This window comes from Pseudooceanicola algae (assembly GCF_003590145.2).
In the GTDB taxonomy this organism is placed as follows: Bacteria; Pseudomonadota; Alphaproteobacteria; order Rhodobacterales; family Rhodobacteraceae; genus Pseudooceanicola; species Pseudooceanicola algae.
The window spans coordinates 3,423,561-3,448,414 of sequence record NZ_CP060436.1; the positions used below are offsets into that span (position 1 = coordinate 3,423,561).

20 protein-coding genes and 1 tRNA gene are annotated in these 24,854 nt (G+C 63.5%); 8 read left to right on the top strand and 13 right to left on the bottom strand.

Annotated elements, in window-relative coordinates; genetic code table 11:
- Positions 1-95 precede the first annotated feature (95 nt).
- Positions 96-779, top strand: coding sequence for an FkbM family methyltransferase (locus PSAL_RS16015; protein WP_119838290.1), 684 nt, complete (start codon positions 96-98; stop codon positions 777-779).
- Positions 780-889: 110 nt separating this feature from the next.
- Here the strand turns inward: PSAL_RS16015 and PSAL_RS16020 are convergent, their stop codons facing one another.
- Complete coding sequence (locus PSAL_RS16020) at positions 890-1,516, bottom strand: 50S ribosomal protein L25/general stress protein Ctc (RefSeq protein WP_119838291.1); 627 nt, start codon at positions 1,514-1,516, stop codon at positions 890-892.
- Between the two features lie 319 nt (positions 1,517-1,835).
- On the opposite strand from PSAL_RS16020, the gene PSAL_RS16025 reads away from it, so the two are divergent.
- Entirely contained in the window at positions 1,836-2,696 is an 861-nt protein-coding gene (locus PSAL_RS16025; protein WP_119838453.1) for a lysozyme family protein, read from the top strand.
- A 134-nt stretch (positions 2,697-2,830) separates the two neighbouring features.
- Positions 2,831-3,856: an LLM class flavin-dependent oxidoreductase gene (locus PSAL_RS16030; RefSeq protein ID WP_119838452.1), complete on the top strand. Its 1,026-nt coding sequence runs from the start codon at positions 2,831-2,833 to the stop codon at positions 3,854-3,856.
- A gap of 7 nt (positions 3,857-3,863) precedes the next feature.
- Here the strand turns inward: PSAL_RS16030 and PSAL_RS16035 are convergent, their stop codons facing one another.
- The 3 genes from PSAL_RS16035 to PSAL_RS16045 form a co-directional block, all read right to left on the bottom strand.
- Positions 3,864-5,039, bottom strand: coding sequence for an alpha-hydroxy acid oxidase (locus PSAL_RS16035; protein ID WP_119838451.1), 1,176 nt, complete (start codon positions 5,037-5,039; stop codon positions 3,864-3,866).
- A 174-nt stretch (positions 5,040-5,213) separates the two neighbouring features.
- Positions 5,214-6,005 carry a tryptophan synthase subunit alpha gene (gene trpA / locus PSAL_RS16040; protein WP_119838450.1) on the bottom strand — a complete coding sequence of 264 codons (792 nt, stop codon included), beginning with the start codon at positions 6,003-6,005 and terminating at the stop codon, positions 5,214-5,216.
- 153 nt (positions 6,006-6,158) lie between these two features.
- A complete protein-coding gene (locus PSAL_RS16045) occupies positions 6,159-8,291 on the bottom strand; it encodes a DEAD/DEAH box helicase (protein ID WP_119838449.1) in 2,133 nt (710 codons plus the stop codon).
- Between the two features lie 341 nt (positions 8,292-8,632).
- Here PSAL_RS16045 and ychF point away from each other — a divergent pair, with 341 nt between their 5' ends.
- Complete coding sequence (gene ychF / locus PSAL_RS16050) at positions 8,633-9,730, top strand: redox-regulated ATPase YchF (protein ID WP_119838448.1); 1,098 nt, start codon at positions 8,633-8,635, stop codon at positions 9,728-9,730.
- Positions 9,731-10,072: 342 nt separating this feature from the next.
- Positions 10,073-10,162 (top strand) — tRNA-Ser (locus PSAL_RS16055).
- A gap of 96 nt (positions 10,163-10,258) precedes the next feature.
- On the opposite strand, the gene PSAL_RS16060 is transcribed toward PSAL_RS16055, so the two are convergent.
- Positions 10,259-10,531, bottom strand: coding sequence for a hypothetical protein (locus PSAL_RS16060; RefSeq protein ID WP_119838447.1), 273 nt, complete (start codon positions 10,529-10,531; stop codon positions 10,259-10,261).
- A gap of 331 nt (positions 10,532-10,862) precedes the next feature.
- Between PSAL_RS16060 and PSAL_RS16065 the strand changes: the two genes are divergently transcribed.
- From PSAL_RS16065 to PSAL_RS16075, 3 genes are all read left to right on the top strand, one after another.
- Positions 10,863-11,870 carry a TAXI family TRAP transporter solute-binding subunit gene (locus tag PSAL_RS16065; RefSeq protein ID WP_119838446.1) on the top strand — a complete coding sequence of 336 codons (1,008 nt, stop codon included), beginning with the start codon at positions 10,863-10,865 and terminating at the stop codon, positions 11,868-11,870.
- Between the two features lie 139 nt (positions 11,871-12,009).
- Positions 12,010-14,091: a TRAP transporter permease gene (locus PSAL_RS16070; protein WP_119838445.1), complete on the top strand. Its 2,082-nt coding sequence runs from the start codon at positions 12,010-12,012 to the stop codon at positions 14,089-14,091.
- Positions 14,092-14,456: 365 nt separating this feature from the next.
- Positions 14,457-15,911 carry a GAF domain-containing sensor histidine kinase gene (locus tag PSAL_RS16075; RefSeq protein WP_231388550.1) on the top strand — a complete coding sequence of 485 codons (1,455 nt, stop codon included), beginning with the start codon at positions 14,457-14,459 and terminating at the stop codon, positions 15,909-15,911.
- A 314-nt stretch (positions 15,912-16,225) separates the two neighbouring features.
- On the opposite strand, the gene PSAL_RS16080 is transcribed toward PSAL_RS16075, so the two are convergent.
- From PSAL_RS16080 to PSAL_RS16115, 8 genes are all read right to left on the bottom strand, one after another.
- The gene (locus PSAL_RS16080) at positions 16,226-16,927 is read right to left on the bottom strand and encodes a FadR/GntR family transcriptional regulator (protein WP_119838455.1); all 702 of its coding nucleotides are present in this window, start codon (positions 16,925-16,927) and stop codon (positions 16,226-16,228) included.
- 84 nt (positions 16,928-17,011) lie between these two features.
- Positions 17,012-18,538: a tripartite tricarboxylate transporter permease gene (locus PSAL_RS16085; RefSeq protein WP_119838443.1), complete on the bottom strand. Its 1,527-nt coding sequence runs from the start codon at positions 18,536-18,538 to the stop codon at positions 17,012-17,014.
- 3 nt (positions 18,539-18,541) lie between these two features.
- Positions 18,542-18,994: a tripartite tricarboxylate transporter TctB family protein gene (locus PSAL_RS16090; RefSeq protein WP_231388551.1), complete on the bottom strand. Its 453-nt coding sequence runs from the start codon at positions 18,992-18,994 to the stop codon at positions 18,542-18,544.
- A 202-nt stretch (positions 18,995-19,196) separates the two neighbouring features.
- Positions 19,197-20,162 carry a Bug family tripartite tricarboxylate transporter substrate binding protein gene (locus PSAL_RS16095; RefSeq protein WP_119838442.1) on the bottom strand — a complete coding sequence of 322 codons (966 nt, stop codon included), beginning with the start codon at positions 20,160-20,162 and terminating at the stop codon, positions 19,197-19,199.
- Positions 20,163-20,859: 697 nt separating this feature from the next.
- Positions 20,860-21,657, bottom strand: a complete 798-nt coding sequence (locus PSAL_RS16100; RefSeq protein WP_119838441.1) for an SDR family NAD(P)-dependent oxidoreductase — start codon at positions 21,655-21,657, stop codon at positions 20,860-20,862.
- A gap of 16 nt (positions 21,658-21,673) precedes the next feature.
- Positions 21,674-21,952: a hypothetical protein gene (locus PSAL_RS16105; RefSeq protein WP_119838440.1), complete on the bottom strand. Its 279-nt coding sequence runs from the start codon at positions 21,950-21,952 to the stop codon at positions 21,674-21,676.
- Between the two features lie 21 nt (positions 21,953-21,973).
- A complete protein-coding gene (locus PSAL_RS16110) occupies positions 21,974-23,074 on the bottom strand; it encodes a mechanosensitive ion channel family protein (RefSeq protein WP_119838439.1) in 1,101 nt (366 codons plus the stop codon).
- A gap of 3 nt (positions 23,075-23,077) precedes the next feature.
- Positions 23,078-24,679, bottom strand: a complete 1,602-nt coding sequence (locus PSAL_RS16115) for a sodium:solute symporter (protein ID WP_119838438.1) — start codon at positions 24,677-24,679, stop codon at positions 23,078-23,080.
- Positions 24,680-24,854: the final 175 nt, after the last annotated feature.

Sequence of the window (24,854 nt, forward strand, 5' to 3'; positions counted from 1 at the left end):
GGCAAGGGTATCCCAGCCACTGCGGGGGGTCCAGCGCGGCGGCCTTTCCCGGCGGGCCGCGATCTGCGAGAAAGGGTGAAAACGCGGAGGCTTCGGTGGCGGAATATGATCTGGACGGATTGCGGCTTGTCCTGCCCGAAGACCTCGGCTCGGCCGGGATCGCGGCCAAGCTGGCCTCGGGGGGCTATGAACGGGACGAGGCGGCTGCGGTCAGGATGCGCCTGAAGGCCGGTATGCGGGTGCTGGAGTTCGGCGCCGGGCTGGGGTTCCTGACGGCGATCGCGGCGCGGATTGCGGGTCCGGCGAACGTCACCAGCATCGAGCCCGTGGCCGCGATGCTGCCGGTCATCCGGGGCAACCTGGAGCGCAACGGGCTGGCGGGCGTGGACCTGCGCCACGGGGCCGTGGCCGCGGGTGTCGATGACGAGGTCGAGTTCGTGACCGTCGAGTCCTATATCGGCAGCGCCCTGGCGGAGACGGATCAGACCGGCACGCTGGTACCGCGCGCCGATCTGGACGCACTGCTGGAAGAGGTAACCCCCCAGGCCGTGATCATGGATGTCGAAGGAGCCGAGATCGGGCTTTTCGATAACCCCTGGCCGGTGAAACCGCGTCTTGTGGTGCTGGAACTGCATCCCAAGCGTTATGGTGGGGACGAGATCGCGCGGATCTTCACCTGCATGGCCAAGACCGGCCTTGCCTATGATCCCGGCGCGTCACGCGGGCCGGTCGTGGTGTTCCGCCGGATTCGTCGCAAGGGGCGCCGGGCAGAGGGCTGAAGTGGCTTGCCGTCGAAGGCGCCGTTTCGCGGACATGAAAAAGGCCGGCCCCCTGAGGGACCGGCCTTCGATCTTCTGCTGTCCTGAACGCCCCGGAAGGGGCCCCGGGATCAGGCTTCGGCGCCTTCTTCGGCTTCTGCTTCATCGGAGTCATCCGAGGAGGCAAGACCGGAGGGGGCCGTGATGTTGGCAATCACGAAGTCGCGGTCGATGGTCGGCTTGACGCCTTCCGGCAGGTCGACCTGGCTGATCGTGATGGTGTCGCCGATCATCTTGCCGGTCAGGTCGACATAGATGTGCTCGGGGATCTCGCCGGCGATGACCGAAAGTTCGACATCGGCGCGCACGATGGTCAGAACGCCACCGCGCTTGATGCCCGGTGCGGCGTCCTGGTTGATGAACTCCATGGGAATATGGAGGTTCACCCGCGTGGTGCGACGCAAACGCATGAAATCGACGTGGGTCGGAAGGTCCTTCACGACGTCACGCTGAACGCCGCGGCAGATGACGCGGACGTCTTCCTGGCCTTCAACCTTGAGGTTGAAGAGGGTTGCCAGGAAACGGCCTGCCTTCAGGCGTTTCAACAGGTCGTTGAAGGGCAGTTCGATTGCCAGGGGCGCGTTGTCGCCGCCATAGACAACACCCGGAACCATGCCAGCGCGACGCGCTGCGCGAGCGGCGCCCTTGCCCGTCCCCGCACGTTCCTGGGCTACGAGGTCAGGAATTTCTCCAGCCATGTTCGTAATCTCCTAGTTGAGGCGGGCATCCTCCAAGGCTGTATGCCCGCGTGAAGCCCGGCGCTTACATGGAAACGGGGGGGAAGAAAAGAAGAATTTTGGGGTTCGGGAAGGGATTGGGGGATGAGGAGGAAGGGGGGGGCTGACCGGTTTCCTTGTGGTGGGCCGGCGAAGGGAACGAGGGGCTCTGCCCCGTCTCCGTGCCGGAGCCTCCCCGGGATATTTTGAACAGGGAAACGTTGGAGGTGAAGGGAATCTCAAATGTTTGACGGCAAGGTCGGGCGGGTTCGGATCGTGGCTTTCAGAAAGGAAGGGGATCATGGGGCGGATTGTTGGTGTGGTCTGGGTTCTGGGGCTTCTTGGCGGGATGCCGGGAGCGACGGCTCGGGCGGAGATGGGATCCTTGATCGGGGGCGTCCTGCTGGGGGCCTCCGTGATGCGAGGTGAGGCGGAGGATGGTGCCTCCGGTGCGGCGGGGGCTACGCCGGTGGGGCCGTTGCGAGGTGGTGCCTGGGCCCTTGGGCACAGGGCGCGGCCCCTGCAGTTGTCGGAGGGCGCAATGTCGGGCGAGGCGCTGGAAGATGTCATGGCGGCGGTGGTGCGCGAGTTGGGGCCAAGCCTGTTCGGGGGGCGGGCCGAGGGGACGTTATTTGCTCCGGTGCTTCGGTGGGACGGCGGTGATGGCCTGGCCCTGATCGGGCGGATCCCGGCGGAGAAGCTGCGCCACCTGATCGCCACGGCGGAGGCGGGCAGCAAGGGCTATGACGCGGTGCATCATGGGGCGGCGACCGGCACGCCGAGGCGCCCGACGCAGATGAGCCTGGCCCAGATCCGCCAGTGGATCGCGGCGACTCCGGGGCAAAACCATGCCATCGGGCGGTACCAGATCATTCCCAAGACCCTGGAGCACATCGTCGACGCCCTTGGCATAAGCGGGGATGCGGTGTTTTCTCCGCGACTGCAGGATCGAATGGCGGATTTCCTGTTGGAGCAGGCGGGATACAGCGCCTTTCTTGGCGGGGATCTGTCGCGCGTGGGTTTCATGAACAACCTTGCGCGGATTTGGGCGGGGTTGCCGAATTCCTCGGGTCAAAGCCACTATCATGGCTATGCGGGCAATCGCGCCGTGATCAGCTGGGCCCGGTTCGATGCCGCGATGACCGAGATCTTTCCGAGCTGAGACGGTCGCTGCGGCGGCGCACAGGTCCTTGCGCCCTGCCGAACGGCCCGTCCCATTGCCCCGACGCCCCGGTGCCCCCTATCTATCGGGCAAGGCGGTCCGGATCCCGGGCGCGCAGGAAATGAGGTTTGAAAATGAAGAAACTGGGCTTCCTGTCCTTTGGACATTGGTCAACACAGAACGGATCGGCGGTGAAAAACGCCAGTGACGTGCTCCTGCAAAGCATCGATCTTGCTGTTGCTGCAGAAGAGCTGGGGCTGGATGGGGCTTATTTCCGGGTGCACCATTTCGCCCGGCAACTGGCGTCTCCCTTTCCGCTGCTGGCAGCGGTGGGCGCGCGGACCTCGACGATCGAGATCGGGACCGGCGTGATCGACATGCGCTATGAAAACCCGCTGTATATGGTTGAGGATTCCGGTGCGGCGGATCTTATTGCCGGGGGGCGGCTGCAACTGGGCATTTCACGCGGCTCGCCTGAGCAGGTGATCGATGGCTGGCGCCATTTCGGCTATGGCCCGGACAAGGAGGCGGGCGAGGATGAGGCGGCTTTCGCGCGCCGCCACGCCGAGATCTATCTGGCGCATCTTGAGGGCAAGGGCTTTGCCGAGCCGAACCCGCAGCCGATGTTCCCCAACCCGCCGGGCCTGTTGCGGCTGGAACCTCATGCGTCTGGGTTGCGCGACCGGATCTGGTGGGGGGCCGCGTCGAACGCGACCGCCGAATGGGCGGCGCAACTGGGCATGAACCTGCAAAGCTCCACCCTGAAGGTGGACGAGACGGGCGAGCCGTTCCATGTGCAGCAGGCCAAGCAGATTCGGGCCTATCGCGCCGCCTGGAAAGCCGCCGGGCACACGCGGCAACCGCGCGTTTCGGTCAGTCGGTCGATCTTTGGCATCGTGAACGACCAGGATCGGATGTATTTCGGCCAGGGCGGGAAGGAGAGCGACAGCATTGGCATCATCCATGACACGCGGGCCGTCTTCGGGCGTGGCTATGCGGATGAACCGGACCGCCTGATCGAACAACTGAAGGCCGACGAGGCGATTGCCGAGGCCGATACCCTGTTGCTGACCGTGCCGAACACGCTGGGGGTGGATTACAACGCCCATGTGATCGGGACGATCCTGACCCACGTGGCCCCGGGGCTCGGCTGGCGCTGAGGGAAGCTCAGGGCGCCTGCCAGCGCCCTGAGAAATCTTCGGGCACCATCAGGATGTCGCGGCTCACGTCGCGGATATCGCGTTTGCCGCAAAGCGCCATGGAGGTATCCATCTCCTTGGCGATCACCTCGAGCGCGGCGGTCACGCCGGCTTCGCCAAGCGCGCCGAGGCCATAGACGAAGGCCCGGCCGATCATCGTGCCATCGGCTCCCATGGCCAGAGCCTTCAGCACGTCCTGGCCCGAGCGGATGCCGCTGTCGAGGTAGACCTCGGTTTGCCCGCCGACCGCCTGCAGGATCGGGTCCAGCATCCGGATCGAGCTGAGCGCGCCGTCCAGTTGTCGGCCGCCGTGGTTCGACACCACGATGGCGTCGCAGCCCATTTTTGCGGCCATCTTCGCATCCTCGGGGTCCAGCACGCCCTTCAGAATGACCTTGCCGCCCCACATTTCCTTGATCTGGGCAATCTTGGACCAGTCGAGACGCGGGTCGAACTGCTCGGCTGTCCAGCTCATCAGCGAGGCCGGGTCCCCGACGTCGGTGACATGGCCGACGATATTGCCGAAGCCGCGCCGTTTGGTGCCAAGCATTTCGAGCCCCCAGGACCAGCGAGTGGCGAGGTCGGCAAGTGTCTTGGGCGTCAGCTTGGGCGGGGCTGAGAGGCCGTTTTTCAGGTCCTTGTGGCGCTGTCCGAGGATTTGCAGGTCAAGTGTGATGACCAGGGCCGAGCAATTGGCCGCCCGCGCCCGTTCGATCAGGCGGCGCAGATAATCCTGGTCCTTCATCGTGTAGAGCTGGAACCAGAAGGGCGCCGAGGTGTGTTCGGCCACGTCCTCGATCGAACAGATCGACATGGTCGAGAGGGTGAAGGGCACGCCGAATTTCTCGGCGGCACGGGCGGCCTTGATCTCTCCGTCGGCGCGCTGCATGCCGGTCAGCCCGACCGGGGCAAGGGCGACCGGCATGGCTACGTCCTGACCGATCATGGTTGAGCGCAGCGAGCGGTCGGACATGTCGACCGCGACACGCTGACGGAGGCGAATGTCGCTGAAATCCGAGGTGTTCTCGCGGAAGGTCTGTTCCGTCCAGGCGCCGCTTTCACAGTAATCGTAGAACATGCGCGGCGCGCGGCGCCGGTAGAGGCGTTTGAGATCGTCGATGGAGGTAATGACGGGCCGGGACATGGGCGCTCCTCTTCGCTGATATGCTTGGGTAGCAATGCGCAAGGGGCAGGGCAAGGCGCAGGTGAAGGGGGCTCTGCCCCCTCTTGAGCCGGTGGCTCAATTCATCCCCGGGATATTTGGCACAGGGAAACGGGTGGAAGGGGCTTTGCGAGCGGGCCGTTTTCGCCGTGGGCGTCAGGCGGAATGGGCGCCGTCGGCGAGGCCCTTGACGAAGGCGAGGACCTCGGCCGGGGATTTTCCGGAGCCGATCAGGTCGACGATGGCAGAGCCGACGACGCAGCCATCGGCGACGGAGGCGATGGCCTGAGCGCGTTCTGGCGTCTTGATGCCGAAGCCGACGATGACGGGCAGGTCGGTGGCGGATTTGATGCGGGTGACCTCGGGCGCGACGTCGGTGGCGTTGGCCTCACCCGCGCCGGTGATGCCAGTGATCGAGACGTAGTAGACGAAGCCGGAGGTGTTCTGCAGGACCTTCGGCAGGCGCTTGTCGTCGGTGGTCGGCGTGGCGAGGCGGATGAAGTTCAACCCGGCGGCCTGGGCGGGGATGCAGAGTTCGTCATCTTCTTCGGGGGGCAGGTCGACGATGATCAACCCGTCGATGCCAGCCTCCTGCGCCTGGGTCAGGAAGGTGTCGACGCCGCGGGAATAGATCGGGTTGTAATAGCCCATCAGGACGATCGGGGTGCTGTCGTCCCCGGCGCGGAAGGCGCGGGCCATGGCAAGGGTCCGGTCGAGGGTCATGCCCGCGTCCAGCGCCCTTTGACCGGCGAGCTGGATGGTCGGGCCGTCTGCCATCGGGTCGGTGAAGGGCAGGCCGAGTTCGATCACGTCGACACCGGCGGCCGGGAGGCCCTTCATGATCTCGAGCGAGGTGGAATCGTCCGGGTCGCCCGCCATGATATAGGTGACGAAAGCCTTGCGCCCCGTGGTGGCGAGTTCGGCAAATTTGGCGTCGATGCGGCTCATGAGGCTGACCTGTCCCGTTCCTGTCCCGTTTGGCCAAGGGTTTGGCCGAAAAGGGGGAGCGAGGCAAGGGGCAGAGGCTGTGCAAGCGAGGATGGGGCGCACAAGGGTAGGCGGTGCAAAGTCGGGGCGGCGAAGGGATCGCCGCCCGGCTCGTTACTTGCCGCGCTTGGGGGCGCTGCCCTGAGGTTTGCCACCCTTGCCGGCCGGTTTGCCGAAGCTCGGCTTGCCGCCTGCGGGTTTGCCACCGCGGGGTTTACCGTCACGGGGCGGCTCGAACCGCTTGGAGGTATCGGATGCGCGACCTGCGGGCGGGCCGGAAGGTTTGCCACCCTTGCCGCCAGCCGCAGGTTTGCCACCTTTGCTGAAGCTCGAGGGTTTGCCGCCCTTGTTGAAGGCGGGTTTGCCTCCTTTGCCGGCTGCGGGCTTGTCGCTTTTCCATTTGGGTTTCGCGTCGGCGCCGCGGGCGACATGCTTGGGCGCGTGGCCTTCGCGCAGACCGGCGGGTTTTTCGCTGCGGTCACGCGGGGACGCGGGTCGGGGGGTCTCCTCGGCGGGTGCCGGCTGAGTGGCCTCGGCCGCGTCCTGCTGCGGGGCCGGACGCGGGGCGGGGCGTTCGCCGCGATCGGGGCCGCGATCCTGGTCGCGCGGTTTCTGGAACTTGCCGGGCTTGGGGCTGCGGGCGCCTTCAGGTGGGCCATCGGCGCGGCGCACGGTGACGCCGTCTTCCAGTGTGCCGCCATCCCCTACGGTGGCAAGGAAGCCATCGACGCTGGAATTGGCCAGCTCGACATAGGTTTCGTCCTGCTGGACACGGATGGCACCGATGGCTTCTTTCGGCAGGTTGCCGGCGCGGCAGAGCAGGGGCAGCAGCCAGCGGGCCTCGGCACGGTCATCGCGACCGACGGACAGGGCGAACCAACTGCTGGGACCGAAGGGCGCGCGTTCGGCGCGCTCGGGGCGTTCACCGCGTTCGGGACGGGCCGGGCGGGCATCGGGGGGCGACAGGTCCTCGGGTGCGGAGTTGCGCGAGCGGAACAGGCGCAGGTAGGCGGCCGCTACGGTTTCGGGCGACTTGTCGGCCAGCAGGCGGGCGGCGAAGGCCGCGTCGTCTTCCGAGATCTCCTCGCTCCAGGTCGGGTCGTTCAGAAGCCGTTCCTCGTCACGGCGCAGGATGTCGTCGGCGCCGGGGGCGGCGATCCATTCGGCGGTGACCTTGGCGGTCTTCAGCAGGCGGTCGGCCTTGCGCGCGGATTTCGGCGGCACGATCAGTGCCGAGATCCCCTTGCGACCGGCGCGGCCCGTCCGGCCCGAGCGGTGCAGCAGGCCTTCGACGTTCGAGGGCAGCTCGGCGTGGATGACCAGTTCGAGGTTTGGCAGGTCGATGCCGCGGGCGGCCACATCGGTGGCGACGCAGACGCGGGCGCGGCCATCGCGCATGGCTTGCAGCGCATGGGACCGCTCCGCCTGGCTCAGCTCACCCGACAGGCAGACCACGGCGAAGCCCCGGTTGGCAAAGCGGGCGGTCAGGCGGTTCACCGTCGCGCGGGTATTGGCGAAGACGATGGCGTTCTGGGCTTCGTGGTAGCGCAGCACGTTGATGATCGCGTTTTCGGCGTCATGCTGGGCGACCTGCACCGCCTGGTAGGCGATGTCGGCGTGCTGGCCCTTGCCGGTGATCGTCGTCACCCGGACGGCGTCGCGCTGGTACTTCTTGGCCAGCGTCGCGATGGTGGCCGGAACGGTGGCCGAGAACATCAGCGTGCGGCGATCCTTCGGCGCTTCGCCGAGCATGAATTCCAGATCCTCGCGGAAGCCGAGGTCGAGCATCTCGTCCGCTTCGTCCAGCACCACGGCGCGCAGGCCCGACATGTCGAGCGATCCGCGCTGGATGTGGTCACGCAGGCGGCCTGGCGTGCCGACGACGATATGGGCGCCGCGATCAAGGGCACGGCGTTCGTCGCGCATGTCCATGCCGCCGACGCAGGACACCACGCGGGCGCCGGCCTTCTTGTAGAGCCAGTCGAGTTCCCGCATCACCTGGAAGGCCAGTTCGCGGGTCGGCGCGATGACCAGTGCCATGGGCACGCCCGGCGGGCCAAGGCGGTCATCTTCGCCAAGCAGCGTCTTGCCGATGGCAAGGCCGAAACCGACGGTCTTGCCGGACCCGGTCTGGGCCGAGACCAGAAGGTCGGCGTCTTGCAGTTCGGGGTTGGTGACAGCCTCCTGGACGGGGGTCAACGTTTCATAGCCGCGCTCGGTCAGCGCATCGGTAAGGGTCTGGATCATCTGGAAGCCGTTCTGAAAGGGTAGGCGACGGGGCAGGTGCCGGTCGCATCGCCCGCGTCAGGACGACAGGGCGGAAAAAAGGTCCTCTAACGCAAAGGATGAGAAGTGTATACCGCATTTTTCGCGGAAAGGGGAGAGAGTTGCTGTCGCCCTGGTTTCCGAGCTGTGAAAACCTGGCCGTGACCGGGGCTGTTTTCCTTTTTCGCAGGCCCAGGCGGTGGCAAAACCTGCCAATTGCCCTGAAATACATGACCTCGGGCCGTCTTGCGCGGTTTGCGGCGGCTTGCGGCAGGGGCCCGGGCGCTTTATGAGGCGCGCAACAGCTGAAAAGGAGCGTGGCAATGGGATTCAAGATGGGCATCGTGGGGCTGCCGAATGTCGGCAAGTCGACCCTGTTCAACGCCCTGACCCGGACCGCCGCCGCGCAGGCGGCGAACTTCCCCTTCTGCACCATCGAACCCAACGTGGGCGAGGTCAACGTGCCCGACGCGCGGCTTGACGCACTGGCCAGGATCGCCAGTTCGAAGCAGATCATCCCGACCCGCATGACCTTCGTCGATATTGCCGGTCTGGTGAAGGGTGCTTCCAAGGGCGAAGGGCTGGGCAATCAGTTCCTGGCCAATATCCGCGAAACCGACGCCATCGCCCATGTGCTGCGCTGTTTCGAAGACGGCGATGTGACCCATGTCGATGGTCGCGTCGATCCGGTAGCCGATGCCGAGACCATCGAGACCGAGCTGATGCTGGCCGATCTTGAAAGCATCGAAAAGCGCCGCGCCGGTCTGGTGCGCAAGCTGAAGGGCAACGACAAGGAAGCCCAGCAGCAGGACCGTCTTCTGGCCGACGCCCAGGCCGCGATCGAGGATGGCCGCCCGGCCCGTACCGTGGACGTGGACGCCGAAGACCGCCGCGCCTGGAAACTGCTGCAATTGCTGACCTCGAAGCCGGTGCTCTACGTCTGCAATGTCTCTGAAGAAGAGGCCGCCACCGGCAATGCCCATTCCGAAGCTGTCGCGGCAATGGCTGCCGCCCAGGGCAACGCCCATGTGCTGATCTCGGCCCGCATCGAAGAAGAAATCTCGCAGCTCGACGCCGAGGAATCCGAGATGTTCCTGTCCGAAATGGGCCTTGAGGAGCCGGGGTTGGATCGCCTGATCCGCGCCGGCTACGCCTTGCTGCACCTGGAAACCTATTTCACCGTCGGCCCGAAAGAGGCCCGGGCCTGGACCATCCGCGAAGGCACCAGCGCCCCGCAGGCCGCCGGGGTCATCCATGGGGATTTCGAAAAGGGCTTCATCCGCGCCGAGACCATCGCCTTTGACGATTTCGTCGCCTGCAAGGGCGAGGCGGGGGCCAAGGAAGCCGGCAAGATGCGCGCCGAAGGCAAGGCCTATATCGTCAAGGACGGCGATGTGCTGCATTTCCTGTTCAACACCTGATCGCGGCATTTCCCTCGCATTTCAAGCACGGCCCGCCCCGGAACAAGGGCGGGCCGTTTTCGGTTTCGGGCAAGGGACGCCGGTCTCGCCGAGGGCGGCATCGCGAGGCGGTGGTGCCTCTGCCGCGCCGGATGGCCCCCATGACGCGTACTGCGAAGTCCTTGCAGGGCGCTGAATTCCGCGTGGACATGAACGAATTGATTTGAAGGCCGGGTCGCAAACAGGCCTCGTTCCGGTGAGCTTTCGGCGATTTTTCAAGGGCTTGGCCGTCCCGCCCCGAATTGTCGCATCCCGGAGATTCCGCCTTGTATTTCCTCGGCTTGCGCGGTTATACCCGTCAGCGGAGATGTGGCCGAGTGGTCGAAGGCGCTCCCCTGCTAAGGGAGTAGGCCCGGAAGGGTCTCGTGGGTTCGAATCCCATCGTCTCCGCCACCACCCCCTGATTACATGATGAAATGCCCGAGAGGCGAAGCAGCCTTGCGTGATGCGGGGGCGCGGACCTGCGTCCACCCGCACGCCGCTGTATGTTTATCGTATGGCTTCAGCCAGTATCACGTCCCGGGAATCAAAAGCCCCGACGTGATGGCCGGGGCTGCTAGAATCGGAGCCGCCCATGATCTTCCTGGTGTCCTCTGCGGCCAAGTAGCTTTCGCCATCCGGATAGTGGTGGACGAAATCCTCAGTCTGGAGGGTGCCTCCGATGCCGTCGAAGACGATCCCGAATTCGGAGGTGTGGCTGCCCTCGAACTTGATCTCGGTGCTGTCCGGCAGTTGCTTGTTGTAGCGACGAGAGAGGATCAACAGGTGCAGTGCGCCCCTGGAGCCCCTGTTGGGATGCTCATGGCCAGGGTCTTCGGCTCACGGGTGCCTGTGCTTCACCGCGGCACGCCACGGCTGCATGTTCCCGTTTCACCTGCACCTGAAGGCATCAATCGCCGGTGCATCTGTGCCCAAGGTGCCTGTCTTGCCAAACCAGGCCCGGATCATTTCCGGGACGCCCCGCCTGACAGGGGGCCGGACGGCCGCTGTCTTGCCAAAATGGAAGGGGGCGCCAAGGCAACCTTGTCGGAAGGGCGGAAAAGACACTAGAGTTCCTCATCTTAAAGACGATTTCCAAAAGGGAGAGCTCTCGATGAAACATCTGACACTTCTGGCCGGTATGGCCGTCGCTGCCACGCTGACGGCCGGGTCCGCCAGCGCGCAGGACATGTCCTTCTTCCGCATCGGTACCGGCGGCACCGCTGGCACCTATTACCCCATCGGCGGCCTGCTCGCGAACGCGATCTCCAGCCCTCCCGGATCGCGCGCCTGCGACGAAGGCGGCTCCTGCGGCGTGCCGGGTCTGGTGGCCTCGGCGCTGTCGGCCAACGGCTCGGTCGCGAACATCAACGCGATTGCAGGCGGCACGCTGGAATCGGGCTTTTCGCAGTCCGATGTGGCGACCTGGGCCTATACCGGCACCGGCATCTGGGAAGGCAAGGAGCCGGTCGAAAGCCTGCGTGCCATCGCCAACCTCTATCCTGAGTCGATCCACCTGATCGCCCGCGCCGATGCCGGGATCTCCGGCGTCGCAGACCTGAAGGGCAAGCGCGTCTCGATGGACGAACCCGGCTCGGGCACGCTTGTCGACGCCCGCATCATCCTGGACGGCTATGGCCTGACCGAGGATGACATCGATGCCGAGTTCCTCAAGCCCGACCAGGCGGCAGACCGGATGCGTGACGGCGCCATGGACGCCTTCTTCTTTGTCGGTGGCTACCCTGCCGGTGCGATCGCGGAACTGGCCAGCCAGCATGACGTGACCATCGTGCCGATCTCCTGTGACGAGGCCCCGATGATCTGCGAGAACTTCGGCTACTTCTCGAACGACACGATCCCGGGCGGCACCTATGAAGGCGTGGCAGACGACACCGAGACCCTGTCGGTCGGCGCACAGTGGATCACCTCGGCCGATCAACCCGAAGAGCTGATCTATGGCATCACCAAGGCGCTGTGGAACGAGAACACCCGCAAGCAGCTGGACGCGGGCCATTCCAAGGGCAAGATGATCACCGCCGATACGGCGCTGGACGGTGTCGGCATCCCTCTGCACCCGGGTGCCGAGCGTTTCTACAAGGAAGCCGGTCTGCTGGCCGAGTAAGCCGGCCCGACCTGACACACCCCGGGGGGGGCGCGTCGCCGCGCGCCCCCCCACCAGGCCGCGCAAAACCGGGGCCTGGCACGACCTTCCCCCCTTTGCTAATTCTCTTTTCCCTGTTCTCAGCCAGTCCGGACGCCAGATGACCCAAGACCGCCAGAAATCGCCGGAAGGCGAGGATATCCACACCCTCAGCGCTGAAGAGCTTCAGGCGCTGGAAGAGAAGTTCGATCCCGAACTGCGTTTCAGGGTGCTGGCCCCGCCGCTGGCGATGGTCGCCGGGGTGCTGCTGTTCCTGCTGGCCTGCTATCACTTCTACACTGCCGGTTTCGGCATCCCGCAGGCAACGACCCACCGCGGTTTGCACATGGGCACGACCCTGGCGCTGGTGTTCCTGAGCTTCTCGGCCTTTGGCCGCAAGGAAATTCCCCCCTCGGCCACGGCGCCGCTTGGCCTGCCGCTGTTCGACTGGGTCCTGATGTTCGCCGGGGCCGTCGCCGCCTTCTACGTGCCCTGGATCTATGCCGACCTGGCGTTCCGCGTCGGCAACCCGCTGCCCATCGACGTGGCCATGGGGACCGTGCTGATCGTCGTGCTGCTGGAGGCCGTGCGCCGCTCCATGGGCTGGCCGCTGCCGGTGATCGCGATCATCTTCATCAGCTATGCCTACTTCGGCCAGAACATGCCCGGCATCCTGGTCCATCCCGGCGCCAGCTGGTCCAACATCGTCAATCACCTCTACCTGACGTCGCAAGGTATCTACGGCACCGCGCTTGGCGTGATCGCGACCTACGTCTTCCACTTCGTGCTGTTCGGCGTCATGGCGACGCGTATCGGGTTGGGGCAGCTGTTCATCGACATCGCTTCGGCGCTTGCGGGGCGCTATGCCGGCGGGCCGGCCAAGGTGTCGGTCGTGTCCTCGGCAATGCTCGGCTCGATCTCGGGTTCGTCGATTGCCAACACGGTCACTACCGGGTCGCTGACCATTCCGGCGATGATCCGCATCGGCTATCCCCGCCACTTTGCCGCGGCGGTCGAGGCCGCCTCGTCCACCGGCGGGCAGATCACGCCGCCGGTCATGGGGGCCGTGGCCTTCCTGATGATCGAATACCTCGGCGTGCCGCTGACAACGATCCTGACGGCGGCGTTGGTGCCTGCGTTCATGCACTTCTTCGGCGTGTTGGTGCAGGTTCACCTGGAAGCCCGCCGCCTTGGCCTGCGCGGCCTGTCGGCGGCAGAGCTGCCCAATGCCTGGAAGGTCTTCAAGGCCGGGTGGCTGTCGGTTCTGCCGCTGGTGATCCTTGTCGCCATCCTGCTGTCGGGGCGTACGCCGTTCTTTGCTGCCTTCTGGTCGATCTCGGCCTGTATCGCGGTGATGGCCATCCAGCAGGTCATGGCCTCGGGCCTGATGGGCGGGATCAAGGGCACGGTGCAGGGCGTCTGGGAAGGCTTCATCCTTGGTGCGCGCCAGTCGCTGGCGGTGACGGCCGCCGCCGCGCTGGTCGGCGTGGTGATCGGTGTGGTGACGCTGACCGGGGTCGGCTTCAAGATCGCCTACATGGTCACCGGCGTGGCTGCCGACTGGGCCACCAACGTCTCGGGCTGGCTGGCCGTCCTGCCGTTCGAGATCATGGGCGTGCAGACGCTGACGCTTCTGTTCACGCTGATGCTGACGGCTGTCGTGTGCATCCTGATGGGTTGCGGCATCCCGACCACGGCGAACTACATCATCATGGTCGCCGTGGCCGCCCCGGTACTGGGCCTGCTGCAGGTCGAGCCGCTGGTCGCGCACTTCTTCGTCTTCTACTACGGCGTGCTGGCGGATGTGACGCCGCCTGTCGCCATGGCCGCCTACGCGGGCGCCGGGATCGCGGGATCGAATGCCTTCAAGACCGGCAACACGGCCTTCCGCCTGAGCATGGGCAAGGCGCTTGTGCCCTTCATCTTCGTGTTCCAGCCCGCGCTGTTGCTGGTCACCGAAGACTTCACCTGGTCGGCCTTCGCCCTGGCCTTCGGGGGCGCAGTGCTGGGCATCTGGGCCTTGTCGGCGGCGGTCTCGAACTGGCTGTTCGCCCCGCTGCACTGGATCGAGCGTCTGGTGCTGACACTGGCGGCGGTCCTGCTGGTCGCGCCGGACCTGACGGCGACGGTGATCGGTGTCGTGCTGATCCTGCCAACAGCGATCCGCCAGTTGATCGGGAACCGGCAGGCGACCTCCACCTGAACGACCGGCGCCGGGGGGCTCTCCCCCCCCCCCGGCGCGCCCCTGACCTGCCACGGTATTTGCCTCCATCGCCGATAAGAGCCCGGCCCCACCTGAGGACAGACAACGCAGCGACCAAGATTTGTGGGCGAACAGATCAGCGGCACCCTTTCGAAGCGTGTGGCAGGCGGGAAGTGCGCGTACCTGTGTCGCATGCAAGGGATGTCGGATCGCCGGAGCGGATCGCAAGATGGTCCGCTACCTGACAGCACGCCGGACAGCGACCGGCATGGACGTGAAAAAGAGGGGTATGGGCGCCTGACCGGGCGCATCAAAGGCGGCATGAACACCAAGCTGCACTCGTCATCTACTGGCTGTGAAACTCGATGAGTTCAGACCCCAGACTGGCCTACACCCCGTTCCCTTGGTGGGCAGTCGCTTTGAATACCTGCGAAACGCTGGAAAAGACTTGCTTCCTGGCAAGCTTGAATTGCAGTCCGACAGAAAATTTCCTATTCGTCGCAGGTCCGAAAGTGGTACCTCGACGGGGCGCCGTATTCCCTCCCCAGATCACACGCGCGTCTTGCTTAAGGGCCAACCGCGAGGAAACCGGAATGAGTGATAAGGCCGTGAAGCAAGCTGTCATCCAGGATCATGCCGCCTTCCTGGACGGAACACACAAGTTCCAGGCTGATATCGAGATGCTGGCGAACAGTCCCTTGATCGGCACCATTCTCGAAACAGTGATGCTGGCGACGAACATGCGTTTTGCGGCTGTCGCACGGGTCACGGCGGATCACTGGGTGGCGTGCCGCACGGTGGATGAGGTCAATTTCGGCCTCAAGGCAGGCGACGAGATCGAGATCCAGTCGACCTTCTGCCAGACCGTTCGCGATACGTCGCGCAAGGTCATGTTCAGCGATGTAGCGACCGATGATGTCTATCAGGGTCATCCGATCGCGGCCAGGTTCGGCATCGTAAGCTATGCCTCGATCCCCATCCATCGCGGTGACGGGACCTTCTTTGGCACGCTGTGTGCGATCGACACGGAGCCGCGTGATGTAAAACACCCGCGTTCCGTGGCAATGCTGGAAATGTTTGCCGATATCATCGGGCAAAGCCTTGAAACAGAAGAACGCCTGGAAGCCCATGAAGAGATGATTGCTCACGAGCGCAAGCTGAGCCGCATTCAAGAGGAGTTTGTCGCCGTTCTGGGGCACGACCTGCGAAATCCTGTCGCTGCGATGGACGCCGGCTTCCGGATGCTGAGCAGGGAGCCGATGACGGATAAGGCGCAGAAGATCCTGCCGATGATGCGCTCCTCGCTGCACCGCATGAACGATCTGATCGAAAACATCATGCTGCATGCCAAGGCGCGTCTGGGCGGCGGCATTCGCATCTCGGATCAGCCCGACGCCCCTTTGGCCGAGGCGATAACGCATGTCGTCGAGGAAGCCCGCGCCGCCGCTCCCGAACACGATATCAACCTTGATTTGAAGTTTGACCGCCCCGTTCGCTGCGATGCCGCGCGCGTCGCGCAGGCGATTTCCAATCTCTTGTCCAATGCCGTCCGATACAGCACAGCCGGTTCGCGCATAGCCGTCCGGGGCTTGATCATCCCGGACGGCATCGAAATCAGTGTCGCAAACGAAGGCGCCGCCGTTCCCGAAGATCTGCGTCAGGATTTGTTCAACCCGTTCCAGCGCGGCGCGCATGCCGCCGGAGAAGGGCTGGGGCTTGGCCTTTATATCGCGTCGTCCATCGCCACCGCCCACAATGGCCGGATCGACGTCACATGCGAACAGGGCGTCACCACCTTCAGCTTCCGGATGCCTGTGTAGAAGACTTTATAGCCCCGATGGACGGCCCAATAGACGGCGAGGACCAGGCGCATGGAGAAAACCCCGTAGGGCGGCCAGCCTTGAGCATTCCCGAAGGCATTCAGAGATTTCATGTGTTTTCCTTTGTTTCAGCGTTCCATTGAGCGCGCTGAGATGGGCAGCCGGTACATGGCTGCAGGCCTGTGGCCGGCACGCAAAGGGTAGTTTTTTCTGAAATGCCAAGGCTCCGGCTGAACAAGTCGCTTCCGTCCGGGCGGCGGTCTGATCGTCAGCCCTTCGGCGTCTCTGGCTTGATCTTGCAATGCATGGGGACGTCAGTCCTCTTGCGTGCCCACGAACATCCGGTCCTTCGCGGCGGTGATGTGGTGGCGCATTGTTGCTTGTGCCACCTCGGGCTGCTTCAGGCGGATCGCCTCAAGCACCGCGCGATGCTCTGACAACACCAGCTCCTGGCGCACGGGGGCGTCAAGCAGGGTCAGCGACCGCGACAGCTTGACACCATAGGCAATCTGATCGCTCAGGGATTCCAGCACTGACGAGAAAAACGCGTTCTTCGTCGCGCGGGCGACGGCCAAATGCAGACTTTGATCCGCTTCCACACCAAGTGCGTTCTGCTGATAGCTTTGCTCCATCACTTCATAGGCTGCATCCATCGCCGCCAGGTCCTCGTCGTCACGCCGCCGGGCCGCCCAGGCGGCGGCAGCGCCTTCGACATCTATCCGAAATTCATAGCAGCGCTGAACATCCGAGACGGTTTCAAGCGGCACCAGGCTGATCAGCTCGCGGTCGGGACGGCGCAGCACATAGCTGCCGGACCCACGACGCGATTGCACGATGCCATCGTCCCGCAGCCGGGACAGGGCCCCACGCACAATGGGTCGCGAAACACCGAAGCTTTCCGCCAGCATCTCTTCGGTGGGTAGCCGGCCGTGGACTGGGTATTCCTCTTCGAGGATCTTGGTCAGCAGCTGATCGTAGACCTGATCGGCCAGTGAAGGTCGCCTTGCCTCTGACAACGTCATCTCCTTGCTTGGGGGCGGTGCGCGGCGCTGCAATATGCGCGGCCGCCCCTCGGAAAGGGACGGCCAGAGATCCGGGGCCTACTCGGTCTTGGCGACTTCGGGCGTCTTTGCCGGTTTGCGGATCACCAGGAAGTAGATGAACACCAGCGTCAGCGCGACAAAGAACAGGCTGTCGGGGTTGGTGAAGAAGGTCGTCGGATCACCGTTCGACAAGGCCAGGGACCGCCGCAGGAACTCTTCCAGGTTTGGCCCCAGGATATAGCCCAGAAGCATGGTGATCACCGGAAAACCGTTGCGCCGCAGGTAGAAGGCCAGGATCCCCATGCCAAGCGCCATGAACATCTGGAAGGTCGAATAGGTCGAGACGAAGCTTCCGACGACGGCCAGGAGCGCGATAACGGCATAAAGCACATCCTTGCGCACCGAGACGATCTTGATGAAATACGGCCCGATCAGCCAAAGCGTCAGCGGGATCAGCACCACGGCGCTGAACAGCAGGGCAGCCAGCATCGGGGCGATCAGCCCGGCCTGATCGGCCATCAGCTGCGGTCCCGGCTGGATGCCGTTGATCACAAGAACGCCCAGCATGATCGCGGTAATCGGATCGCCGGGAATGCCAAAGGTCAGCATCGGCACCATGGCGCCGCCACAGACCGCGTTGTTGGCGCTTTCCGAAGCGGCGATGCCCTGCGGGTTGCCCTTGCCAAAGGTTTCGGGCTCGGACGAAGTGCGCACCGTCTCGGTATAGGCCAGGAACGACCCCATCGAGCCGCCTGCGCCCGGCAATGTGCCGACGAAATAGCCGATCAGAGAAGACTTGAGGTAGCAGCGAAGGCCGATCTTGCGGATATCAGACCAGGCCGGCAGGAAGTCACGGCGGCGGATCTTGACCTTGCTGGCCGCAGCGGCCGCAGCGGTGATATCCGTGCGCGAGCTTGCCTGGGTCAGAACCTCGGCAATGGCAAAGGTGCCGATGATCACGGGCATCAGGTCGATCCCGGCGGTCAGGCTGGAATAGCCATAGGTGAAGCGGGTGATCGGCTCCATCGCATCAAGCCCGACAGTCGCCAGCATCAGGCCGATACACGCGGCCAGCCCGGCCTGCGGAATGCGACCGCGTTGCGCGATCACCACGACGATCAGCGCGAAGGCCAGCAAAGAGAACTTGCCCGTGGTCTTCACCAAAAGCGACAGTTCGGCCACGAAGGGGGCGAGCGCGATCAACAAGAGCGCCCCAAGTGCCCCACCGAACATGGACCCCAGTGCAGCATGGCCTAGCGCCAGCGCGCCCTTGCCCTGTTGTTGCAGCGGGTAGCCGTCAAGGGCGGTCATCATGGAGGACGGTGCGCCGGGAATGTTGATCGTGGTGGCCGTGATCGATCCGCCGCACATGCCGGCCATATAGATACTGGCACAGGCCATCAGCGCGGTTTCGACGCTCAGCGAATAGGTCAGGGGCAGCAAAAGTGCCATTGCCAGCGTCGCAGTCAGGCCCGGAATGGCGGCGAAAATCGTGCCGATCACGAAACCAAGGATCACATAAGTGAAATTGACCGGGTCGGCCAGCAGGGAAAAGCTGCTGAAAACTAGGAAGATGAAATCCACGACTTAACCCCACAGTGTCGGGAGTCGAACCCCGAACAATTGTTGGAACATGATGAAGGCGACAACGACGATTGCGGCCGAGATGAGGGCCTTTTGCAGCAGCTTCTCAAACTTCGAAAACAGAAGGATCAGCGCAAAGACGAAAAGGCCGGAAGACAGGAAATACCCCAGCGGCTGGAATGCCACGATGTAAAAGAAGATCGCGACAACGACCCAGACGTGGGTGTAGTTTCGACCCTCTTCCACTGGGTCGGCCTCGGGTCCGGATCGCAGCGCCTGCAGGATGAGGATGCAGCAAAAGACGATTGCCAGACCGCCGATCAGGGTCGGAAAGAAGGCAGGGGTCAGCCCGCTTTCAGCAATCGGCGCGCCCAGGCTGAGGGCGGTAACCAAATAGCCAACAGACGCCGCAAGAGTGAAATACAGAAATATCAATTGCCTGTTAAAGAGCATCATCTTCTCCCGAGATGTCTGTGATGGGGCCGTCAACGCATGGCGGCGGTTGGGACCTCAGGGTCCCGTGGCCACGGCTGACCGGGCATCTGGCTTCAATGTAAAAAGGTCAGCGGTCGGCCAGCGGCAGCCTTGGCTGCGTCGCTGGCCCCGCCGAAGTCATGCCTCCGGCTTTTTGGGCCGAAGACATGAAAGGCGCAAAGGCTTACAGGTTCAGTTCGTCCATCAGCGAGAACGTCTTGGTTTGCAGTTCGTCAACCCAGACGTCAACGTCACCGGAGCCGAGCCAATCGGCGGTCACGCCGATCTGCGCCAGCCAGTCCTGGAACTCGGCACTGTCGTAGGCCGTCTTGAAGCTGGTCTCCAGCGTCTCGACCGCGTCATCGGGGGTGTTTGCAGGCGCCGCCAGAACGATAAAGCTGCCGGTCTGCAGGTCATGCCCCTTGGATTTCAGCGTCGGCACATCGGTGTAAGTGGCGTTTTGCACAGAGGTCAGCTCGACCACGCCCTTGGCATCGCCGGATGCCAGAAGACCGCTGAAGTCACCAAGGCTGGAAATTGCCGCATCCAGTTCGCCCGAAAGCAGTGCTTCGGCTTCGGCACTGGACGAGCCGGCATAGGTGATGACGTTGAAGTCCACGTCGAGCAGTTGTTCCAGCTGCATTGCCGAGAGGTAGGGGCCAGAGCCTTTGGGCGCCACGCCGATACGCACTTCGCCGGGGTTTTCCTTGGCGCGGGCAATCAGATCCTCGTAGCTTTCGATGCCGGAATGCTTGGACACGACGATAGCGTCGGCCTCACTGGTGATGCGTGCGATCAGCTTCATGTTGTCGAGCGAATAGCCCGGCACCATCTGGCCGCGCGGCAGGGTGATGATGCTGTCATAGGTCAGCACGCCAACGGTGTGGCCATCCGGACGTGCGTTGGCCATCTGGATCAAACCGGTGGCGGTCACCGCACCTGCGATGTTTTCCACATAGATGGATTTCGGCAGATCCTGCTCGGCGATGTTGCTGATCTTGCGCGAAATCGCGTCTGCGCCGCCACCTGCGGGCCATGGCACGATCAGGCGAACATCACGGGTCGGAAAATCCGCCGCGGCAACAGATGTGCCGAGGATTGCCACGCCAAGCGCAGCGCCAAGTGCCGTTTTCAAGCTTTTGTAAAACATAGATCTGTTCCTCCTCTACAGATGTCGTGTGCCAGACAGGTCTGACGTCTTGCGTGCAACGAACGGTTCGGAAAAGCAGTGCTTTTCCGGTTCGGCATCATGAATGTGGGGCGGTATTGTCGTAAACGAATTGCGCGATGAGGCCAGATAGGCTGGCTAGCCCATGGCCGTGGCAGCTCCGAGAGAGCGAGTGCGCACTGTGCGCTTACTGCTACGGTCTTGTGCTTTGCGCATGGAAGCACATGTGACTGTGCTTGCGATGCAGCTGATACGATCCTCCCCTATCGTCTCTGCGTACGGCTTCAGCATATATCTGCCATCTTGGCGGAGTCGTTGAAGCTTGGGTGAGCTTAGGCAGGGAATATTTACAAATCAACACAAATATATCCGTTGATCACATTTATTCGCACGGAATGTTCGATTATTTGTTCAGTATATATACATATTTCAGACAATGTCGAAGCAAGCGCCTCTGGGCGGTGCGCCCCTTGGCGCAAGCCCATCAACCTATTCCGGCCAGCGTCTCTTGCGGGTGGGGCAGGCTAGGCGATGTTGCACACGTCGGTGTGGCGAGGATTCACATCTTGCGTCCATGCGGATTGACAGACCGCATGGACGCAAGACATCTCCCGCCCGCTAGGGGCCGAAAGCGCGGTACGGCGGAGCCGCGTGCTGGCGGATGTCCGGCCCCGCCTTGTCACATGGCGATCGCTGCGACCGAACCACCATCGACGCGGTAGTTTGCACCAACGACGAAGCTTGCCTGCTGCGAACACAGGAAGGCGATGGTATGGGCGGCTTCCTCCGGCTTGCCACGCCGTTCCAGCGCCAGCCAGGGGCGCTCGGTCTTCAGGAACTGCCGGATCGCCGCGTCGCGGTCGGTGCCGTCCGCCTGAGCCTTCTTGTCCATCATCGCATCGGTCATCGGCGTCTCTATGAAGGCCGGGGAGACGCAGTTGACCAGCACGCCACGCTGCGCCGCGGGGCCGCTGAGGCCCTTGGCGAAATTCAGCAGGCCCGCCTTGGCGACATTGTAGACGGCTTCGTCCGCGTAAGGCTGCACTGCGTTTTCAGAGCACAGGATGACAATCCTGCCCCAGCCACGGCTTTCCATCGCGGGCTCGAATGCGCGAACGGTGCGCACGACCGACATGAAGTCCGTCTCCCAGGCCTCGTGCCAGTCTGCGTCGCTCATCTCCAGCGGGTGACCCTTGGCGCCGGTCACGCCGGCCGCGCAGATCAGGATGTCCGGCATGGAGATGCGCTCCTCGGTAGTGGCGGCCAGCCCCCTGATCTGCGCCGGGTCGCGCAGATCGGCCTGAAGGGCCGTCGCGTTGTCGCCCAGGTCCTGCGCGGCGCGAGCGACGTCATCGCCCTTGAGGTCGACGAGGATGACCTGAGCGCCCTCCGCAAGAAGAAGCTTGGCTGTTGCCTTGCCGATGCCGGAGGCGCCTCCAGTGATCAGCGCGGTCTTTCCCTTCAATCCGTAGTCCATCGGTCCGTTCCTTTCGTCAGATCAGTTGCAGGTTCAGTTCGTCCGCCACAGCATTCACGCGGGCCGCATCGTTTGGGGGGGGCGCGAGCCCCGGGGCTATGTGGACGTCGGGGCGCGAGAGGAAGAACGGAATGCCGGTCCCCGCGTCCAGAGCCGCGCAGGGCCTGCGCCGCCGGAGCGGGTCACGGTCGAAGACGTGGCTCTCCGCGAACCCGGCCGCGATCCGGGTCAGGTGATCCGGAAGATGCAGATGGGCACCGCCCGATGGGAAAAGTGATTGGGATGGTCCTAGCATGTTCGTTTATTCTTCTGACAGTCAGCCCGGCGTGCTCTCTGCCTTGGCAGGCAGCAGTTCTCCGCGCAGGCGGGGCAGGGCCTCCGGATGCTCGGCCCGGATCCATGTGATGACCTTCTCGCGGACCTCGCAACGCAGGTCCCAGGCCTGGGGCGATGTGCGGGCGCTCATCAGGCCGCGCAGGGCGATCGTGTCCTTGTCCGCATCGGTGACCTGAAGGTTGATGACGTTGCCGTCCCAGTAGGGCGACGCGCGCACGATCTCCTCCAGCTTTCCGCGCAGTTCTTCCACGGGGACGGTGTAGTCGAGATGCCAGTGAACCGCGCCGATGATCGAGGCGCTTTCGCGTGTCCAGTTCTGGAAGGGTTGTTCGATGAAATAGCTCAGAGGGACCACCATGCGGCGCCAGTCCCAGATCCTCACCACGACATATGTGGCGAAGATCTCTTCGACCCAGCCCCATTCCCCGTCGACGATGACCACGTCTTCCAGTCGGATCGGCTGGGTGATGGCGATCTGGATGCCCGCAATCAGGTTGGCCAGCACCGGCCGTGCCGCAAGGCCGAGGATCAGGCCTGCCGCCCCTGCCGAGGCGAACAGACTGACGCCATATTGCTGCACAGTCTCAAAGGTCAGAAGGACGGCGGCCGTCGTGAAGATCGTGAGCAGGATCGTGGCTGTACGCCGCAACACCCGGAACTGGGTTACCAGCTTTCGCGCTGCAAGGTTGTCGTCGATATCCATTCTCTGGTGCCGGATGACCCGGTCGCTCAGATGGCGGGTCACCAGGATGGTGGTCCAGCCTACCAGGATGATCAGAAGGATCAGGAACATGTGGCCCAATCCGTCCTGCAATCGCCACGGCAGATCCAGGCGTGGGACGATGATCGCCATGGCGCCCAGTACAAAGGCCAGGCGCGTGGGACGTCTGGCGTGGCGCAGGGAGGACCCGGCCATGCCGCTGTCGGTATCCAGCCAGCGCCGTAGAATGCGGAACAGCAGCGCATGCAGCAACAGGGAAAGGATCAGCGCCCCGGACAGGACAGCAGCCGACCCGAGCCATTCAGGCCAGTCGGCCACCCTGCGCCAGGCAGCGTCGAGTATGCGGGTCGCCGTCTCCATCTTTCAGGCGAACCAGATCACGAAGCCGGCAAGGCAGAGAATGAGCAGACCCGCCCAGATCGACTGGTTCTTCCACAGTGGCTTTTCCCAGCGGGTGAAGATCTCTGCCGTTCCGCTCCTGGACCATACGAGGTTGTCGATGTCTTCCTTGCGGTCCTGCCGGGTCATCGCGGAGATGCCGAAGTGCGTGACGATCCCCAGGCCCATCATGATCGAGGACATGACCGTGTAGTGGATCTCCGGCATGCCCCATGCCTCCCACATGCCGGTCACTTCCTTGGCAATGAACAGCGGCACGCCGACGAGCAGGCCGATCACGATCGTCCAGAAGGCACCGTTCCCGTTCAGCCACGGAACGAAAAGGCCAAGAATGAACACGACGACCATGGACGGTATCACGTAGGACAGCGAGGATTGGAAATACTCGAACAGGCTTTCGAAACTGGCGATCGAGGGGGCGTAGATCGCCCCGAAGACCATCACAAGTCCGGTGACGACGCGCCCCAGCCAGACTTGGCGATCCTCGCCGATCTTCCATTTCGGTTCGATGAAATCCTTCACCACGAGGGTGGAGGCCGAGTTGAGCGCAGAGTCCAGCGAGGACATGATCGCCGCGATCAATGCCGCCATGATCAGCCCGCGCAACCCGATGGGCATCAGTTCGAATGCCAGCGTGGGGAAGGCAAGGTCGGGGGTTTCCAGATCGGGATAGAGTTTCAGCGCGATCAACCCCGGCAGAATCATCAGGAAAAGGTTGGGCAGTTTCAGGAAGCCGGCGAAGAGGGCGCCCACCTGACCCTCCTTCAGGTTCTCGGCCCCCAGGGTGCGCTGAACCACGAACTGGTTGATCGTCCAGTAATAGAAACCCAGCAGGACGACGCCCCAAAGCCCGGTCCATGGCAGGAAGTCGTCGTTTGCCGGCAGGATCAGTTTGGTCTTCTCTTCCGGGACGTCGACAAAGAGCTGTTGCCAGCCGCCGATCTCGTCGAGGCCGAGCCAGAACAGCGCCGCGGCCGCCACGATCAGCAGGATGGCCTGAACAGTATCGGTCACGACCACCGCGGAAAGGCCACCGAGAATCGTGTAGACGCCTGCGACGAGGGCGAGCAAGGCCACTGCCGTCCAGAGGTTCAGCACTCCTGTCACGTTGGAGATCACCAGACCGCCAGCATACAGGGCGCCTGCCGTGTCGATGAACATGATGGCAAGGATGGTGAACAGTGAAAACGCCCGCCGGGAGCGGACGTCATAGCGTTCCTCAAGGAACATCGGCACCGTTCCGATCTTGGCACGCAGGAAAGACGGCAGGATGAAGATCGCGAAGATGATCAGCACCAGCGCGGCAGTCCATTCGTAGTTGAATATGACCAAGCCATTGTCATAGGCGCCGCCCATCAGGCCGACAAAGCTGGAGCCGGACATGTTGGAGGCGAAGAGTGAGAAGCCGATCAGATACCAGGGAAGGCTGCGGCCGGCGAGAAAATAGTCGTCCGCGCCGCCCTTCATCTTTCGCGAAATATAGAGGCCGTGGCCAATCACCGCCGCGAAGTAGACCAGGACGATGGCATAATCTACCCAGTGCAGGTCAAATGATGCGTTTTCCATTTTGCCTCTCTTATATTCTGGCGCTTGGACGCCCAGGGCCGCGACCCGATCTGAGACAGGGAAAAGCGCAGGGCTATGCCGAGCCAACCCAGTTGGTCCCGGCCCAGTTCAATTTTAGCCAAAAAAAAGCGATGGAACTGCGCCGCCCCCTGCGCGTTTGTGCGCCTTGGGGTCC